Genomic DNA, 19276 nt, shown 5'->3' with positions numbered 1-19276 from the left:
AAGACATATAGAACCTCCTTTTTGTAGTAAAAAACTTTGATAAAGTTGTGAATAATAATTAAATAGAAGAAAAACCTTATAAAAAAAACATTATCTTTGGAAAGCTATTAATTATACTTTACCGAAAACATGTTGAATTTTCAACTACATATAGTATCGTTAACAATTGTACTTGTGTCCCAATCTGCAATCGCAACTATACTTACTATTGTACTTATATTTTTTGCTGCACTTTTATGTCTTGGTGTTAGAAAATCTTACTTATTAAAGAAGGAAAACGAGCGCTTAGAATCGATGAATCCTCAAATAGAAGATGAAAAAGATAAGCCCTACAAAGATTTTACACAAAGCCACATGTACGATAAAAAATAGCTATTTTGAATACTAATATTATTTTGAGCGTTTTTAGATTACAAAGAAAACAAACTGTTTTTTCAGAAAATATAACCCCATGAATTTATAATTCGTAAACCCCATAATATGCAGAATACAATAGAACACCTAAATAGCTTAAACACTCTAATTTCAATTCTTTCTATCGCATTTATTACAATGTTAGTTTTATTTACACTAAACCTATACAAGGTTTATAAACTAAAAAAGAAAAATTCCCTTTTAGAAACGGAATTAAGGACGTTAAAAACAAACTCCGATCACGCTTAAAAAAGAACCGTTTATATAAAGTTTATTCATAAAAAAAACGCCCACTTTTCAGTGGGCGTTTTTTTAATTTTATACTGTAGAAAAATTATCTAACTAGTTTTTTGTACTTAATTCGTTTTGGCATTAAATCTCCACCAAGACGTTTCTTTTTATTTTCCTCATAATCAGAGAAACTACCTTCGAAGAAATAGACTTGCGAATCGCCTTCAAAAGCTAAAATGTGTGTACAAATACGATCTAAAAACCAACGGTCGTGACTAATAACAACGGCACAACCTGCAAAGTTTTCTAAACCTTCTTCTAAAGCTCTTAATGTATTTACATCTAAATCATTGGTTGGCTCATCGAGAAGCAATACGTTTCCTTCTTCTTTAAGCGTCATGGCTAAATGCAAACGGTTACGCTCTCCACCAGAAAGTAATTTCACCTTCTTGTTTTGTTCGCCACCAGAGAAATTAAATCGACTTAAATAAGCTCTAGAATTTACTTCTTTGCCACCCATCATTACCAATTCTTGCTCATCACTAAAGTTTTGCCAAATTGTTTTTTCTGGATCTATATTAGAGTGTTTTTGATCTACATAAGCCAACTTAGCCGTATCTCCAACTTTAAACTCACCTTTATCTGGAGTTTCCTCACCCATAATCATTCTGAAAATAGTGGTTTTACCAGCACCATTTGGCCCAATAACACCAACTATACCAGCTTGAGGTAGGTTGAAGTTTAAATTATCATACAACAGCTTATCATCATAACCTTTGGCAACACCAGAAGCTTCGATAACATTGGTACCTAAACGAGGTCCGTTCGGGATGTATATTTCTAATTTTTCGTCAAGTTGTTTCTGATCTTGACTCATTAATTTATCGTAATTATTTAAACGTGCTTTCTGCTTCGTTTGGCGTCCTTTTGCTCCTTGACGTACCCATTCTAGCTCACGTTCTAACGTTTTTTGACGTTTAGAAGCTGTTTTGCTTTCTTGAGCCATACGTTTAGATTTTTGATCTAGCCAAGATGAGTAATTCCCTTTCCAAGGAATACCTTCACCTCTATCTAATTCTAAAATCCAACCCGCTACATTATCCAAAAAGTATCTATCGTGCGTTACAGCAATTACAGTACCCTTATATTGTGCTAAATGATGCTCTAACCAATGTACAGATTCAGCATCTAAGTGGTTAGTAGGCTCATCTAAAAGTAATACATCTGGTTCTTGTAAAAGTAAACGACATAATGCTACACGACGCTTTTCTCCACCCGATAATACACCAATTTTTTTATCGCCATCTGGAGTACGTAACGCATCCATAGCAATTTCTAATTTAGTATCTAATTCCCAAGCGTTAGACGCATCGATTTGGTCTTGAAGTTCCGCTTGGCGGTTCATCAATTTCTCCATTTTGTCGGCATCAGAATATACTTCTTCTAAACCAAACTGATCATTAATTTTATTGTACTCATCAAGAATAGCAACCGTTTCGGCTGCACCCTCGCGCACAATTTCCATAACTGTTTTATCATCATCCAACTGTGGTTCTTGTTCTAAATACCCAACTGAATAATCTTGAAGAAAAGTAACATCACCTTGATAGTTTTTATCGACACCAGCGATAATTTTTAACAAAGTCGATTTACCAGATCCGTTAAGACCTAAAATTCCAATTTTAGCTCCGTAGAAGAAACTTAAATAAATGTTTTTTAATACAGGTGTATTTGCACCCGGAAATGTCTTGGTTAAACCAGACATTGAAAATATTATTTTTTTATCGTCACTCATTTTTTGTAATTATCTATTTAAAATGATTTAAGATTTTAATTATTGCGTTTAAATTCTAAATTTAAACACGTCCTTTTAGCGCGTTAAACACCCAAGCTACAGCAAAAAAGCCGAAACCTACAGCTGCAAAACCCCAGCCAGCAACATCATCATATCGAAAAGCGCCTAATGCTATTAAACCTAATCCTACGAAAATCATTATGATTGTAGCCCAAGCTAAAACCGTGTTTTTATTCATTGCCATATTCTTTCTCTTGTATTGATGGTTAGTCTAAAGGCAAATATCGGATTTTTACCAGTAAAACTAAAGTTCTATTCATTATATTTTTTAAAGATTTCCTATTCATGTATTAATTAGAAATATAAGAATAAAGCAAAACACGAACGTCTTTCTTATTCTTTTAATCACTTTTTACCAATTATATTAAACACTTCTCAATTAACTTTTATTTAATAATAAAACCACAATCAACACCGCTTGTAACTCCTATTTTTGCAGTTGATTAAAATCTAATTGAATGAACAAAGCCCTACTTTCTTTAGCTATTGGCGGATTCGGAATTGGCCTTACTGAATTTGTAATTATGGGTATATTACCCGATATAGCAACCTCTTTTGATATTAGTATCCCTATGGCCGGACATTTTATTTCGGCTTATGCTTTAGGTGTAGTTGTTGGTGCGCCAACACTTACCGGTTTAGGTAGCAAATGGCCGGCACACAAAGTGTTACTCCTTTTAATGCTATGGTTTACGGTATTTAACACCTTATCATCTTTCGCAACTGGATATAATTCTTTTATAGTATTACGTTTTTTATCAGGCTTACCACATGGTGCATTCTTTGGTATTGGAGCTGTAGTTGCCGGAAAATTATCTAAAAAAGGAAAGGAAGCACAAGGCATCGCCATAATGTTTAGTGGTTTAACCTTTGCGAACTTATTAGGAGTTCCGTTAGGAACGTATTTAGGTAAGCATTTTAACTGGAATGTTTCTTTTTTAATGGTTGGTATTGTTGGTGTTTTGGCTGTTTTAGCGGTTAAATTTTGGATGCCAACTTTAAAACAATCTTCAGAAATTAGTTTTATTAAAGAATTTAAAATCTTTAAGCGTTTAGAACTTTGGCTTATTATATTGCTAACAACCATAGGTACTGGAGGCTTCTTTGCTTGGTATAGTTATATTGCACCATTAATTACCGATGTTGCAGGGCATGATAAACAAGTGGTGTCTTACGCCATGATTCTTGCGGGCTTAGGTATGGTTATCGGTAATGTTATTGGCGCCAAACTTGCCGAAAAACTACAACCTATAATGGCGGTATTAATCACGCTTGTTTTTATGGCTGTTTGCTTAGTATTAAACACCTATTTAGCTTCCGATAAGGTTATGGTTTTAGTGATGACGTTTGTAATTGGCATGGTAACATTTTGTTTATCAACTCCAATTTCGTTAGCCATAATTAATGCTTCTAAAGGAGGCGAAACATTAGGCTCATCACTAAACCAAAGTGCCTTTAATGTAGGTAATGCAGCTGGTGCTTACTTTGCCGGCTTACCAATTGCAATGGGTTATGGTTATACATCGGCCGATTGGGTTGGTGCAGGTATGGCGGCTCTTGGTGTTTTTATTGCCTTCGGAATTATTCAATATAGAAATTATCGCTTTAAGCGGAAATATAAAATGAAAGCGTGCTACTCTTAATAGCAATTTAAAATATTTTCAAAATAAAAAAGACTGTCTAAATTTAATTTAAACAGTCTTTTTTTTATGTCTTAAACTTTATGTTTTAGAACAACATCGGTACTTCTATAAAAAGTAAACTAGCATTTTCTTTTGAGTGAATTTCAAATGTATTTGTTTCTGAAACACCTATAGCATCCCTAGAATTTAAAAGTGAATTATTGATGATTACTTCTCCAGAAATCGTCATGACATAAACACCATGATTTTCGGATTTTAGATTATAATTGAAGCTGTTGTCTTTATCCAAATCTATTCGAGAAATTACCGCATCTTGATGAATTTTTAAACTACCATCATGGACTTCATCTATTGAGGTTACCAAGGTTTGAAGTTTGTTTTTTCTTTCATCTATATTGAACATTTTTTGATCATATCTAGGCGTAACGTTTTCCTTATTTGGTATGACCCAAATTTGAAATAAAGATAAATGCTCGTCTACCGAACCATTAATTTCAGAATGTTCTAAACCTGTTCCGGCCGACATAATTTGAACTTCACCAGGCAAAACCGCCTGCCATGCATCGTGCATAGAATCGCGATGTTTTAGTACGCCTTTTAATGGAATAGTAATAATTTCCATATTATCATGCGGATGCGTGCCAAAGCCCATTTTAGGAGCTATAACATCATCATTTAAAACACGTAAAGCTCCAAAATTTACTTTTTCTGGATTATGAAAATTAGCAAAACTAAAAGAATGATTGGCCTGCAACCATCCATGATTTGCAAACCCTCTACTATCTGCTGTATGAATTATTGTTTTCATAGTATTATACGTTTTTATTAAAACCTCAGCTTAAAATTTCAAAAACTATTTAAAGTTAAAAAGCTGTGTTTATTATCTCATTTTATCAAGCAAATCGCTTAATTGTCCTGCTTCTTCTTCATTTAAATTTTTAAACAAATCAGAATTTAATGTATTTGGTATAGATTCTAATAAATCAATGCCTTTTTTGGTGATTTCTATATTAACCACACGCCTATCTTCCTTCGAAGGCAAACGTTTTATATAATCTTTGGCATGCAATTTATCCATTAATCGTGTTGCATTAGGTGCACGTTCTACCATTCTATCTTTTATCACTTGCACACTTAACGGACCTTTGGAACCATTTAAAATTCTTAAAATATTGAACTGTTGTGCAGAAATACCAAAGGGTTTAAAAAACTCAGTTTGGTAACTCGCTATCCAATTTGCAGTGTAAAGAACGTTAAGCATTGCTTTTACCCTATTGCTAGGGAATTTCGAATTGATATCTTTACTTATATCGCCCACAATTATAGACTATTTTGAAGTTTATTAACTGCTTCTTTTAACTGAGTATCTAATGCGTTGTCTACTATTTTATTTTCCTTAAAATTATCACCGAAAAAAGGAAGCGAAAAACTCTCTACAATGTTTCCATCATGAAAAGGAAAACGGCCTTTAGCGATCTCTAAAACAGATAAACCACCTCGCCCACCTGGCGATGTTGCCATAAGTAACATTGGTTTTTTGAAAAATAATTTACCTTCAATTCTAGACATCCAATCGAACAAGTTTTTAAAAACCACAGAATACGCGCCATTATGTTCAGCTAACGATAGTATAATACCATCTGTGTTTTTTAGAATTTCTAAAAACCGATGTGCATCTTTTGGAATGCCATGTTCATTTTCATGATCCATACCATAAAGCGGTAAATCAAAATCGTTTAAATCTAATACAGTAGTTTCTACATTTTCAACCAAACTCACTGCGTAAGTTGCTAACTGCTTGTTAATAGATTGTTTACTATTACTTCCTGCAAATGCTATAATTTTTTTCACAATTATTTATTTATTCTTTTATTAAAAATATATGATATTATTAAAAACACTAATGCCAATGCTGCTGTCATGTGTCCGCCATCATTTACCATAATATGTGCCGAAAAAGCTAGAATAAAAGCAAAAAAGAAACCAGAATATGCCCACTCTTTTAATGTTTTAAAATTAGGATTCCATACCGCAAATAAACCAAGTAATTTTAAACCTGCATACGGATAAATTAAGTACGGCGGGTAACCTAAACTAGTAAATGCGCCAACAATGGCTTCATGTTTAAAAACATACATGTAAACCGAAAACAATACAATTACAGATAATAAACCTGTTGCGATATAAAATATAATTTTATCTCTTTTCATCTTTTTTTTATTTCAATATTAGAATACGAAATTAATTAAAATAAATTTATATTCTAAGGAATATATTTCCATGTAATATATTTTAACAAAACATTCGCTTTAAAATTGATTACGGGTTTTGTAAATTCGTGCAAATAAAATTTCGACCATGGACATTAACTTCAATAAAAACGAAGATCACAATAAACTCTTACTTTCCGAATTAAAAAAACGCCTTGTTAAAGTAAAACTCGGTGGCGGAAAAAGTCGTATCGAGAAACTGCATAGTAAAGGTAAAATGACGGCTAGAGAGCGTATTGACTTTTTATTAGATCCAAAAAAGAAATCTATTGAAATTGCCGCCTTTGCCGGTGAAGATATGTACGCCGAACATGGTGGATGCCCTTCTGGTGGTGTGGTTGTAAAAATGGGTTATGTAAAAGGCAAACAATGTATTGTGGTTGCTAATGATGCTACTGTAAAAGCTGGAGCTTGGTTCCCCATTACTGGGAAGAAAAACTTGCGTGCCCAAGAAATTGCTATAGAAAATAGACTGCCTATTATCTATCTAGTAGATTCTGCTGGCGTCTACTTGCCTTTACAAGACGAAATTTTCCCAGATAAAGAACATTTTGGACGCATTTTTAGAAACAACGCTATAATGAGTAGTATGGGTATTACTCAAATTGCGGCCGTTATGGGAAGTTGTGTTGCAGGTGGTGCTTATTTACCAATTATGAGCGATGAAGCTTTAATTGTAGACAAAACAGGTAGTATATTTTTAGCTGGAAGTTACCTAGTAAAAGCAGCTATTGGCGAAACTATAGATAATGAAACTTTGGGCGGCGCGACAACACATTGCGAAATATCGGGTGTTACCGATTATAAAGCTAAAGATGATGCCGATGCGTTAAATACTATTAAAAATATTATTGATAAAATTGGTGATTTTGATAAAGCGGGATACAACCGTAGTGAAGCTAAAAAACCAAAAGAAAACCCTGAAGATATTTACGGAATCTTGCCTAAAAGCCGTGCCGATCAATATGATATGTACGAAATTATTAAGCGCGTAGTCGATAACTCGGAGTTTGATGAATATAAAGCTGGTTACGGACAAACCATAATTACAGCTTACGCGCGTATTGATGGTTGGGCTGTTGGTATTGTTGCCAACCAACGTAAACTAGTTAAAACGGCTAGTGGAGAAATGCAATTTGGTGGTGTTATTTATAATGATAGCGCCGATAAAGCCACACGTTTTATTGCGAATTGTAACCAAAAGAAAATTCCGTTAGTATTTTTACAAGATGTTACTGGCTTTATGGTAGGTAGTAAAAGTGAGCATGGTGGCATTATAAAAGATGGTGCAAAAATGGTAAATGCAGTAAGTAACTCGGTGGTGCCGAAATTTACTATTATTATAGGAAATAGTTACGGTGCCGGAAATTATGCCATGTGTGGAAAAGCCTACGACCCAAGATTAATTGTAGCTTGGCCAAGTGCTGAACTTGCGGTTATGAGCGGAAACTCTGCTGCAAAAGTATTACTTCAAATTGAAAAAGCATCTTTACTTAAAAAAGGAGAAGAAATTACTCCGGAAAAAGAAGCTGAACTTTTTAATAAAATTAAAGATAGATATGATAGTCAAGTATCTCCATACTATGCGGCTGCCCGTATTTGGACAGATGCTATTATAAACCCTTTAGACACCAGAACATGGATTAGTATGGGTATTGAGGCTGCTAACCACGCTCCTATTGAGAAGCCGTTCAATTTAGGGATTTTACAGGTTTAAGGATTTAATCTTCTTATAAAATAAAAAACTCTCAGGCTAATTGGTAACCTGAGAGTTTTTTGTTTAATTCAAAATATGTTTTCTATTACATACTTACGGTGCCTACTTCAATTTCATCTTCTTTTTTATTTAAGCGTAATATTCTAATTTCCTTCTTTTCATTTTTTCTTCCATAATTAGTAAATATAGTCACCTTTAAAGTTGTTGGACCAGATATTTTTTGAACCTGATCGGCATAATAATCTACAAGAATTTCATAATCTCCTTTCGAAGCTTTTTTAATCATGAATTCTTCTGGACCATAACCTTCAGTCATATCTTCAGAAAGTCGTCCGCCATCTTTAGAGGTCTTATTACTATAGAGTACTTTTTCGTCGTTAGGGTTTTCAACCCAAAGATCTAAATCTGTATCATTATGGTTCCAATCTATCACAACTCTAATATCTACATCAAATGTTTTAAGTAATTTTCTTTGATTTTCAGTTAAATATAACTGATCTCCATGTTGCGACACCAAGCGGCACGCTTCTACATAGGCAATGTGCTCAATACCATAAAAACGTTCATCTTCATCTTTTTCTAGTAATTCGCCATTTACAATTCTAAATAAGATGTCAAAGGCTTTTTGATATTCACCTACGGCTTCATAAGCTAATGCTAAATCGCGATAAGAATGAGGCTCTTCTGGTCTTAATTTCAAAATCTCTTGATAAACATAAACCGCTAAAGCGTCTTCTTTAAAATACTGCAATTTATAGGCTAAGGCCCTACTAAGTTCATGGTTATCTAAATCTATTTCAATTAAATTAGTTACAATCTGTACTGCTAATTCCTTTTGGTTAATAGAATCGAAATACTCTGCGATATCCATAAAAAATGTTGGTGTATTTTTATACGTTTCACGTAATTTTAAATACGCATTATAAGCTATTTCCAGAGTTTCAGATTTAGATAAGTTTACCAAGTACTCTGCTTTAGGCGACCAGGGCTTAAAAACAATTTCTTCGTCAATCTTTCTATTTAACGCTTCAATTTTTTCTTTGTTTTCCAGTATTCCGCTTTTAGTTGAAATGAGAATAACGCCATTTGAAGCTCTACTTCCATAAATAGAACTCCCTGCTCCATCTTTTAAAACTCTAATATTATCAATATTTTTTGCCGAAATATCTTTAAAATCTTCCTCTGAATACACAATACCATCAACAACATATAATGGTGCATTCTCACTATCATTAAAATTTAATCCATGAACACGAATTGAAGCATCTTCTGTATTGTTCGATGCTCGTTTTGATTCCATATTTAATCCCACAACACGACCTTGCAAAGCTTCAACTACTATATTTTCATTTTCTATACTTTCCGAAGAAACTGCTGTAACAGCACCAGTAACATGAGTTCTCCGTTGCACGCCGTAACCAACCACAACAACTTCATCTAAAGACGCCCTATCTTCTTTTAAAGCTACATTAACAACAAAATTTGAACCAAGAGTTACTTCTTCAGTTAAAAAACCAATGTAAGAATAGACCAAAATCGATCCAAACTCTGCATTGATCATATACTTACCATCAAAATCTGTAACAGCGGCAAAAACATCATTTTTCACATAAATATTTACACCAGGAAGCGGTTCTCCGTTAATACTCGTAACATAACCACTAATTATCCTTTTAGTAGAATCGATAACTCGCGTAAAACCTGAATTTGATGTATTTGAATTTGCACCAGGTGATCCATTATGCTGTGACAGTGTTGTATTCGTTTCTGTTCGCTCTTGTCTAGGTTTTTTAATATCTTTTATATTTTTTGAAAAATCTTTACCGTACCATCTCATTAAATCTTTGTATTCCGAAAGCAAATCACCCTTTCTGCTTTCTATGTGTTTTAATCTATCTGCTTCGTTGGCTTCTTCTTGTTTTACAAGCTCTTTATATCTTGCTTTCAATTCTGTTGGAGGTTCAATTTTATAACGTGCATAATCTTCAACACGATCTAAAATTATCATAGAGGTATATGCTGTAATCAAATGGTTTTTTAATGCCAATTGAATAATTTTATCTTTATTTTCTTCGGAATTTTCATTTAAATAATCAAGCTTTTGCTTTGCCCATAAACGTTTCACCGTTGGGCTATTTTCTAAGTTTTCTAGATTAACCTCTACCCTATCCGTTACATCATTGTTATAGCCGAATAACAATTCTATGGTTGTATTAGCTTTGAACCTTCCGGATAATGCAAAATCTTCATTTACAATAGTATTTTTTAACGGGTAGACTTCATATACATTATCATTTTTAGCAACTCCTAAAAACTTATAATTCTCTCTTGTAATAGTTTTTATAGCTTGTTTCACCTCAACATTAGATAGGTTTACATAATTTGCTTGACTTGTATGCGCCAACTGAGAAAGCCTGTTATGGTTTGCTGATGTTAAAGAATTAATAGCATAAATAGCACCATGATTTGTTGGCTTAAAATCGCCTAAATTAAACATACCATCTGTAAAGAGTAAATTGGTTTCAGCAATATAATTTTCTAAACCTACGTAAGATGTGCCACCATCGTAAACTACATTTTCGAGGGCTTTTTTAACCGCGTTCCAATTTCCTTTTTTTATATTATATGTGTTATTACTTCTAATTTTGGTATTAAACACAACCACATTCAGCTTAACATTTTCTAGATATTGTAAATAGGCATCTAATAACTCAAATTCTTTATCTAGTTTTCTGCGTTCCATAGAATATGATGCATCCCAAAAAACAGTAATAGCCTTTGGTTTAGCTTTTAATCGTGATTTTGGCTTAAAAGATTTATAAAAATTAAAATAATCATTGTAAGTCGTTAAGTTGGCTTCATCTTCCAACCTCATTTCTAAAGTAATGGTGTTTCTAGGAGTAAAATTTTCAGCTTTAAAATGCGCTTTTTTAACTCCTAATGCATTTCTAAACTTCAAATCATTATAAATAGAAGGATCTATAATTTGAATGTTTTTCTTTCCGAAGGCATTTATTTCAATAGAAAAATGAGATAACTTATTTTCAAAATTTAAAGGTATTTGGTAGCTGTGCTTTTCGTTATTGGCAACAAGTGTTTGCTCGTAAGTTATTTCTATCTCTTTATAACCTTTAGCAGGAATTGGATAAACTCTAGCTTTATAATTATTCCCTTTTGTCATCTCTAACAAACCCGGATCGATGGTTTTTCTTATTGTGCTTTCGTAAGCTACGCGTCCTAATTCCTTTTCTACTATAGCAGCATGCCTCATGCTTCCATTAACATCCATAGCAAAATCTGTAACCGATTGTCCTTGGCCTAAAGGAAACGCTAACTCGCCCTCTAAAACAATATCTGAGCCATTATAAAATTTCATTTTATAAGTGGTTAACGCCACATTACCTGTAATGTTAACCTCAACATTTAAATTAACAAGCTTTAATGTAGAGTTATCTTTTAATTTAACTTCTGGAATGTTTTGAGCATACAAGCTTACACTCAAAAAAAGACATAATAATTGGAAGTAGTACTGTTTCATAATAAGTAATGAATTTTAGGTTCTAGATAAAACTATGCTTATTACATCACTTAGAAAAATGGTAATGAGTGAAAGTAACTTTTGATTGAGTGTAGGGTGAAAAATCGGCATATGGTTCAAAATTACCCATTAAAAGTCGAATTAAAATTTAAATCCTATTTTTGCTTCATATAGCTATAACTCCCTAACATGAAATATTTAACTACCCTACTCCTTTTATTATGGAATATCTCTGTCTTTTCGCAAACAGAATTTACCTCCATTTGGAACACGGCAAATACTGAATCTGGATCTTCTGCCGATAATGAAATTTCCATACCTACTAACCCTGGTTACACTTATAATTACACCATAGATTGGGGAGACGGACAAACAGACTCCGCCGTTACTGGTGATATTACACATACCTACACAGCGCCAAACACATATACTATTAAAATAAGTGGAGACTTTCCTTCTATTTATTTTAATAACTCGGGCGATAAAATAAAAATTATAGAAATTTTATCTTGGGGTAATATTGAGTGGCAAACTATGGAAAATGCTTTTTATGGTTGTGAAAACTTAAATTTTGACGCCATAGATTCTCCAAATTTATCGCAAGTGACCACTCTTAAGAACATGTTTAAAAATGCCGAATCTTTTAATGGCATTATTAATAATTGGAACACAAGTAGTATTACAGATCTTTCAGGATTGTTCTATGGTGCAGTAATTTTTAATAGACCTCTAGATTTATGGAACACCGGTAATGTAACCGATATGTCTGAAACATTTTATCGTGCGGGAAATTTTAATGAACCATTGGATAATTGGAATACAGCGCAGGTAACAAACATGGCCGACATGTTTCATTCTGCATCTAGATTTAACCAAAACATAAATAATTGGGATGTTAGCAGAGTAACTACAATGGCAAACATGTTTTATAGTGCAGGTAGTTTCAATGCGCCTTTAAACAGCTGGGTGGTTGATGCTGTTACCGATATGTCAGGTATGTTTTATTCTTCAGATTTTAACCTTTCACTTTCTAGCTGGAATGTTAGTAATGTAACAGACATGTCTAGAATGTTTGGACAATCGGAATTTAACCAACCTATAGAAAACTGGAATGTTAGTAAGGTAACAAACATGAGCTCTATGTTCTATAGACACAGAACATTTAATCAGCCTTTAAACAACTGGGATGTTAGTAAGGTAACCAATATGACTAGCATGTTTGATGGTTGGATTTGGAGCTGTGTATTTAACCAACCTTTAAATAACTGGGACGTTAGTAGCGTAACAGAAATGACATACATGTTTAGGGATAATGCTTTTTTTAATCAGCCTTTAGATAATTGGGATGTTAGTAATGTTGCTAATATGAAAGGGATGTTTGAAAACACCAAAGTATTCAATCAAGATATTACCGGTTGGGATGTTAGTAATGTTACAGATATGAGTTCTATGTTTCAAGAAACTGACGACTTTAATCAACCTATTGATATATGGAACGTTAGTAAAGTAACCAATATGAGTTCCATGTTTAATTCGGCTTTAGCTTTTAACCAAACGTTAAGCACTTGGGATACCGCTGCGGTAACTAACATGTCTAGTATGTTTAGTTCTTATAATGTAACAACCGTTTTTAATCAACCCTTAAATAGTTGGGATACTGGCGCTGTAACTAATATGTCTAGCATGTTTAGAAATACTAGTACCTTTAATCAAGATTTGGGTTCATGGAATGTCAGTAACGTAACTAACATGGCTACTATGCTATCTGGTTCTGGACTTTCGCAAACCAATTATGATAATACACTTATAGGTTGGGAAGCACAAACGGTAAAAAGCAACGTAACTCTAGGCGCTAGCGGCCTTAACTATTGTGATAGTAGAGATCAGCGTCAAAATCTTATAGATAACTTTGGCTGGAGTATGGATGGAGATATTATTAACTGTTCGTTTGTACTTTGTACATCTTTAGTTTCTCCTGTAAATGGAGATGTTAATGTGCCTTCGAACGCTAATTTAATTTGGGAAGCTGTACCTGGTGCAACTGGTTATAAAGTGAGCTATAGAATAGAAAATGGTGGTGCTACTACATTTACAGAAACCGATAAAGATGTTGGTAATGTTGTTGGTTTGGATTTCACATCAGACTTAACACCTGGCGATACCGTTTTTGTAACCATTGTACCGTATAATAATACCGATGGTGATGCCGTTGGCTGTACCGAAGAAAGTTTTAGCGTTATACCTAGTTGGGTAAACGACACAACTGCTTTTAAACTTACTTTTGACACAAGCTTAATAGAAAGCTATACCTCTGCTGCAAACCAGCTTGAAATAGAAACCAATTCCGGATATCCAGATTATTTAACTTATAATTATTCTATAGATTGGGGAGACGATCAATTTAATAACGACGTTACCGGAGACATCACGCATACCTATCTTTCGCCAGGCGTTTATACGGTAACCATTATTGGTGAATACCCTGCGCATTATTATTCTTATTTTTCAGATAATGTAAAACTAATATCTGTAGACCAATGGGGAACTCAGCCTTGGAAATCCATGAGAAACGCATTCTATAATTGCGAAAACATGGAGTATAATGCTACCGATGTCCCAGATTTGTCTCAGGTAACCAATATGTATCAAATGTTTTATCAAGCCAAACTTTTTAATGGCGATATTGATAATTGGGATGTTAGCAACGTTACAGATATGGGTATTATGTTTGCTGGAGCTTCGGCTTTTAACCAACCATTAAATAGTTGGGATGTTTCCAATGTTACCAATATGCAACTTATGTTTTTGTCTGCTACAACATTCGATCAACCATTAAACAATTGGAATACAAGTAGTGTTACCAACATGTCTAGAATGTTCGAAACGGCTTCTGTATTTAACCAAGACATCAATTCTTGGAATGTTACTGCGGTTACAAGCATGGAAAAAATGTTCAATAGAGCTACTCTTTTCAATCAACCTTTAGATACTTGGGATGTTGCGTCTGTAACCAACATGGAAGCCATGTTCAATTCAGCTTCAGCTTTTAATCAACCAATAAGTAATTGGAATGTTGCTGCAGTAACCGATATGAATTCTATGTTCAATTCTGCTTCAGCATTCAACCAAAATATAAATAATTGGAACGTAAGTGCTGTTACAAACATGAGCTCCATGTTTAATAGAGCATCCACTTTTAATGAGCCATTAGATAATTGGAATGTTTCCTCGGTTACCAATATGCAGTCTATGTTTAATAGTGCAGACCTTTTCAACCAAAACATTAATACCTGGAACGTTACTAATGTTATCAATATGGCATCTATGTTTCAATCTGCCGAAATGTTTAATGAACCTTTAGATAATTGGGATGTAAACTCTGTGGTAAACATGTCTTCCATGTTCGAAAATGCAGAAACCTTTAATCAACCTATAAATACTTGGGATGTTAGTGCTGTTGCTAATATGACGTCGATGTTTGAAAATGCTTTAGCCTTTAATCAAGATTTAAATAATTGGGATGTAAGTTCTGTAACTCTAATGCCTTCTATGTTTGAAGACGCCCATACTTTTAACCTACCGATAAATTCATGGAATGTAGCCTCTGTAACCAACATGGAGAGCATGTTTAAAAACGCTTTAGTTTTCAATGAAGCTTTGGATAATTGGGATACAGGTGAAGTTTTAACAACTTCTGAAATGTTTAGTGGTGCAGCAGCCTTCAATCAAAACATAGACAACTGGAATGTTTCTTTTGTAAACACTATGGAAGCCATGTTTAAAAACGCTACAAGCTATAACCAAACCATGAATTCATGGAACGTAGCCTCTGTAACTACTATGGAAGATATGTTTAGTGGAGCCTCTGCTTTTAACGAAACCATTGATGGATGGAACGTAAGAGCCGTTACTACCATGGAAAACATGTTTTATAACGCAACCAGTTTTAATCAAACTATAAATAGTTGGCGAATTACTAATGTTTTAAACATGAGTGGTATGTTTAGAAACGCATTAGCCTTCAATCAAACTTTAGACCGTTGGGATATTGGAGCAACTAATATGCGATATATGTTTAGTAACGCTACCGCCTTAAATCAAGAATTTACAGAGTGGGATGTTAGTCGAGTTACCAACATGCAATACATGCTAGATAATACCGCACTAACAAGAGAAAACTACGATGCTACATTAGTAGCTTGGTCTAAGCAAACCTTAACGCCGGGTATAAATCTAGGTGCTCAAGGATTACTGTATTGTGATGCTTTAGAAGAAAGACAATCTATGATAGATACTTACGGTTGGTCGTTTACAGGCGATATTCTAGATTGTCCTATTCCGGTTTGCACACAATTAATTTCTCCTTCTAATGGAGATACAGACGTACCTGTTAACACCAATTTAAGTTGGGAACCTGCGCTTTATGCTCGAGGGTATAGACTAACTGTTACAACACAACCTGGAAATATTGTACTAGTAAACAATGAATCAGTTGCCGATCCTTCCTTTCAATTTACATCAGATTTTTTAGGAGGTGAATCTGTAGAAGTTACAATTACACCTTTTAATGACGAAGGAGAACCTACTGGCTGTATTACAGAAAGCTTCACTATTACCAACAATAGTGTACCAACAGTTCCTGAGTGTACTATATTAACACTGCCAACAAATGGTAGTATAGATGTGTCTGTTGAAACTAATTTAGAATGGATTCCAATTGCAAATGCAGACGGCTATCGCATTACTGCAGGAACAAATTCAGGAGCTACCGATTTACTAAATGATATAGATATAAACAATGTAACCGTTTATGATTTACCAACAGATCTTCCGGAAAACACAATCATTTATGTTAGTATAACGCCTTATAATAGCACTGGAGATGCAATAACTTGTACTGAAGAAAGTTTCACGACAGAAATTATTCCTGTTGCTCCCGCATGTACTACTTTAACGCTTCCTTTAAATGGAGATACAAATGTATCAACAGATACTAATATTAGCTGGAATGCCGCACCAAACACTACAGGATATTTACTTACCGTAGGAACTACAGGAGGTGGTATTGAAATTCTGAACAATATTGATGTGGGCAATTTTACAACTTATGATCTTCCGGATGACTTACCTCCTAATAGATTAATTTTTGTTTCAATAACACCATATAATGAAGTTGGCGATGCTACAGGTTGTGATGAAGAAAGCTTTAGAACAGGTGCTTTTTCAGCATCAGATCCACCAAGTTGCACAACACTATCTACTCCCTTAAACAATGCAACCGATGTAGACGTTACAACAAATTTAACCTGGGATACCGCAACCAACGCCACAGGATATAAAATTTCCGTAGGAACAAGTGCTGGCGCTACCGATATTGTAAACAATGAAGATGTTGGAAACAACACTACTTATAACTTAACTTCAGATTTACCTGAAACGTCCACAATATTTGTCACTATTACACCTTACAACACCGTAGGTGATGCTACAGGATGTAATGAAGAATCTTTTACTACCGAAACTTTACCAACAGTTCCAAACTGTACAATACTATCTACTCCTGCTAACAACGCTATTGATGTAGATGTTACCACAGACTTAACTTGGAATGCAGCAACCGATGCTACTGGATATAGAATTTCCATAGGAACAAGTGCTGGTGCAACCGATATTGTAAACAACGAAGATGTTGGAAACAACACTACTTATAACTTAACTTCAGATTTACCTGAAACATCTACAATATTCGTTACCATCATACCGTATAACACCGTTGGTGGTGCCACTGGATGTAATGAAGAATCTTTTACTACCGAAACTTTACCAACAGCTCCAAACTGTACAACACTTTCTGGTCCTGCTAACAATGCTATTGATGTAGATGTTACAACAGACTTAACTTGGGATGCAACAATCGATGCTACTGGATATAGAATTTCCATAGGAACAAGTGCTGGCGCTACCGATATTGTAAACAACGAAGATGTTGGAAACAACACTACTTATAATTTAAGTTCAGATTTACCTGAAACGTCCACAATATTCGTCACCATCACACCGTATAACACCGTTGGTGATGCCACTGTATGTAATGAAGAATCTTTTACTACCGAAACTTTACCAACAGCTCCAAACTGTACAACACTTTCCGGTCCTGCTAACAATGCTATTGATGTAGATGTTACAACAGACTTAACTTGGAATGCAGCAACCGATGCTACTGGATATAGAATTTCCATAGGAACAACTTCTGGCGCAACCGATATTGTAAACAACGAAGATGTTGGAAATAGCACCACTTATAATCTAACTTCAGATTTACCTGAAACATCTACAATATTCGTTACCATTACGCCTTACAATGCCGTTGGTGATGCCACAGGATGTAATCAAGAATCTTTTTCTACGGAAACTTTACCTACAGCACCAAACTGTACAACACTTTCCACTCCTGCTAACAATGCTATTGATGTAGATGTTACAACAGACTTAACTTGGAATGCAGCAACCGATGCTACTGGATATAGAATTTCCATAGGAACAAGTGCTGGTGCAACCGATATTGTAAACAACGAAGATGTTGGAAACAACACTACTTATAACTTAACTTCAGATTTACCTGAAACATCTACAATATTCGTTACCATTACTCCTTACAATGCCGCTGGTGATGCCACAGGATGTAATGAAGAATCTTTTTCTACCGAAACTTTACCAACAGCTCCAAACTGTACAACACTCTCTACTCCTGCTAACAACGCTATTGATGTAGATGTTACCACAGATTTAACTTGGAATGCAGCAACTGATGCTACTGGATATAGAATTTCCGTAGGAACAACTTCTGGCGCTACCGATATTGTAAGCAATGAAGATGTTGGAAACAACACTACTTATAATTTAAGTTCAGATTTACCTGAAACATCTACGATATTCGTTACCATCATACCGTATAATGCCGTTGGTGATGCCATTGGATGTAATGAAGAATCTTTTACTACGGAGACACTTTTAACGCGTCCTGAATGTACAATCCTCAGCAATCCTACACAAAATGATATCGACGTTTCTTTAGATACCGATTTTAGTTGGGATCCTGTTTCTGACGCTGATGGATATAAAATTTCAATAGGTTCTTCACCAGGAGGAACAGATATTCTGAATAACGAAGATGTTGGAAACTTCACTTCATATACTTTATCAGAAGATTTACAGCAAGACACCTCATATTATGTAAACGTTATACCTTATAATATTATGGGAGACGCAACTTCTTGCGCAGAAAATGTTTTCACCACTTTAACTGCTCCAAAACATGATGTAAAATATGGTTTTTCACCAGATAATGATGGTATCAACGATTTCTGGAATATTGAAGGTATAGAAATGTACCCTGATAATATGGTTACTATTTATAACCGATGGGGCGATATGGTATTCCAAATTAACGGCTACAATAATACAACCCATGTGTTTAGAGGCATTGCAAATAAAAAGACTAAAATGGGTGCCGATGTATTACCAGAAGGTACTTATTTCTTTAAGTTTAATATAAGTGGCCCGCATAATTTTGACAAACTAGAAGGCTTTGTTGTTATAAAAAGATAA

At 34.3% G+C, this 19276-nt stretch carries 11 protein-coding genes; 4 read left to right on the top strand and 7 right to left on the bottom strand.

Annotation, left to right across the window (positions count from 1 at the left end):
• Positions 1-174: 174 nt before the first annotated feature.
• On the top strand, positions 175-372 hold the full coding sequence (locus GQR98_RS13630; RefSeq protein ID WP_233268011.1) for a hypothetical protein: 198 nt from the start codon (positions 175-177) through the stop codon (positions 370-372).
• A gap of 376 nt (positions 373-748) precedes the next feature.
• Here the strand turns inward: GQR98_RS13630 and ettA are convergent, their stop codons facing one another.
• Both ettA and GQR98_RS13620 read right to left on the bottom strand, forming a co-directional pair.
• Complete coding sequence (ettA, locus tag GQR98_RS13625) at positions 749-2440, bottom strand: energy-dependent translational throttle protein EttA (protein WP_159019975.1); 1692 nt, start codon at positions 2438-2440, stop codon at positions 749-751.
• Between the two features lie 61 nt (positions 2441-2501).
• On the bottom strand, positions 2502-2684 hold the full coding sequence (locus tag GQR98_RS13620; RefSeq protein WP_042494706.1) for a CAL67264 family membrane protein: 183 nt from the start codon (positions 2682-2684) through the stop codon (positions 2502-2504).
• Positions 2685-2958: 274 nt separating this feature from the next.
• Between GQR98_RS13620 and GQR98_RS13615 the strand changes: the two genes are divergently transcribed.
• The gene (locus GQR98_RS13615) at positions 2959-4143 is read left to right on the top strand and encodes an MFS transporter (RefSeq protein ID WP_159019974.1); all 1185 of its coding nucleotides are present in this window, start codon (positions 2959-2961) and stop codon (positions 4141-4143) included.
• 85 nt (positions 4144-4228) lie between these two features.
• Here GQR98_RS13615 and GQR98_RS13610 read toward each other — a convergent pair whose 3' ends face one another.
• From GQR98_RS13610 to GQR98_RS13595, 4 genes are all read right to left on the bottom strand, one after another.
• Positions 4229-4951 (bottom strand): pirin family protein, encoded by a 723-nt coding sequence (locus GQR98_RS13610; protein WP_159019973.1) that lies wholly within the window; start codon positions 4949-4951, stop codon positions 4229-4231.
• Positions 4952-5023: 72 nt separating this feature from the next.
• Complete coding sequence (locus tag GQR98_RS13605) at positions 5024-5461, bottom strand: MarR family winged helix-turn-helix transcriptional regulator (RefSeq protein ID WP_159019972.1); 438 nt, start codon at positions 5459-5461, stop codon at positions 5024-5026.
• A gap of 2 nt (positions 5462-5463) precedes the next feature.
• Positions 5464-5994: an NADPH-dependent FMN reductase gene (locus GQR98_RS13600; RefSeq protein ID WP_159019971.1), complete on the bottom strand. Its 531-nt coding sequence runs from the start codon at positions 5992-5994 to the stop codon at positions 5464-5466.
• Between the two features lie 2 nt (positions 5995-5996).
• Entirely contained in the window at positions 5997-6353 is a 357-nt protein-coding gene (locus GQR98_RS13595; RefSeq protein WP_159019970.1) for a DoxX family protein, read from the bottom strand.
• A 148-nt stretch (positions 6354-6501) separates the two neighbouring features.
• On the opposite strand from GQR98_RS13595, the gene GQR98_RS13590 reads away from it, so the two are divergent.
• Complete coding sequence (locus GQR98_RS13590) at positions 6502-8130, top strand: acyl-CoA carboxylase subunit beta (RefSeq protein WP_159019969.1); 1629 nt, start codon at positions 6502-6504, stop codon at positions 8128-8130.
• Between the two features lie 85 nt (positions 8131-8215).
• On the opposite strand, the gene GQR98_RS13585 is transcribed toward GQR98_RS13590, so the two are convergent.
• Positions 8216-11668: a VIT domain-containing protein gene (locus GQR98_RS13585; protein WP_159019968.1), complete on the bottom strand. Its 3453-nt coding sequence runs from the start codon at positions 11666-11668 to the stop codon at positions 8216-8218.
• Positions 11669-11857: 189 nt separating this feature from the next.
• Between GQR98_RS13585 and GQR98_RS13580 the strand changes: the two genes are divergently transcribed.
• Positions 11858-19276, top strand: coding sequence for a BspA family leucine-rich repeat surface protein (locus GQR98_RS13580; RefSeq protein WP_159019967.1), 7419 nt, complete (start codon positions 11858-11860; stop codon positions 19274-19276).

It is taken from the genome of Algibacter sp. L3A6 (assembly GCF_009796825.1).
Lineage (GTDB): Bacteria > Bacteroidota > Bacteroidia > Flavobacteriales > Flavobacteriaceae > Algibacter.
Note: the sequence above shows the minus strand (reverse complement) of the source record. Positions and strands in the feature narration are given on the sequence as shown.

Bases quoted from the DNA above. Each gene is read 5' to 3' on its own strand.
- GQR98_RS13615 (WP_159019974.1), top strand. From the start codon at position 2,959: ATGAACAAAGCCCTACTTTCTTTAGCTATTGGCGGATTCGGAATTGGC.
- GQR98_RS13620 (WP_042494706.1), bottom strand. From the start codon at position 2,684: ATGGCAATGAATAAAAACACGGTTTTAGCTTGGGCTACAATCATAATG.
- GQR98_RS13585 (WP_159019968.1), bottom strand. From the start codon at position 11,668: ATGAAACAGTACTACTTCCAATTATTATGTCTTTTTTTGAGTGTAAGC.
- GQR98_RS13590 (WP_159019969.1), top strand. From the start codon at position 6,502: ATGGACATTAACTTCAATAAAAACGAAGATCACAATAAACTCTTACTT.
- ettA (WP_159019975.1), bottom strand. From the start codon at position 2,440: ATGAGTGACGATAAAAAAATAATATTTTCAATGTCTGGTTTAACCAAG.
- GQR98_RS13595 (WP_159019970.1), bottom strand. From the start codon at position 6,353: ATGAAAAGAGATAAAATTATATTTTATATCGCAACAGGTTTATTATCT.
- GQR98_RS13610 (WP_159019973.1), bottom strand. From the start codon at position 4,951: ATGAAAACAATAATTCATACAGCAGATAGTAGAGGGTTTGCAAATCAT.
- GQR98_RS13580 (WP_159019967.1), top strand. From the start codon at position 11,858: ATGAAATATTTAACTACCCTACTCCTTTTATTATGGAATATCTCTGTC.